The organism is Pseudomonas sp. SIMBA_067 (genome assembly GCF_046534675.1).
In the GTDB taxonomy this organism is placed as follows: Bacteria; Pseudomonadota; Gammaproteobacteria; order Pseudomonadales; family Pseudomonadaceae; genus Aquipseudomonas; species Aquipseudomonas putida.
In genome coordinates, this window is the sequence record NZ_JAWRYH010001403.1 from 1 (window position 1) to 233 (window position 233).

At 66.5% G+C, this 233-nt stretch carries 1 pseudogene; it reads left to right on the plus strand.

Annotated features, from left to right (window positions below):
* Positions 1 to 233: pseudogene (locus tag SB765_RS33995) on the plus strand (selenide, water dikinase SelD); the annotation flags it as partial.

Consider the following 233-nt stretch of genomic DNA (forward strand, 5'->3'; position numbering starts at 1 on the left):
GGCCTGCTCGGCCACCTGGTGGAAATGGCTGATGGCAGTGGCCTGACGGCCCGTATCGACTATGCAAAGGTTCCGCGCCTGCCGGGGGTGGAGTATTACCTGGACCAGGGCTGCGTGCCGGGTGGCACCTTGCGCAACTTCGAGAGCTACGCCAGCAAGCTGGGGCGTGTGCAGGAGCTGCACAAGCGCGTGCTGTGCGACCCCCAGACCAGCGGTGGCCTGCTGATCGCCGT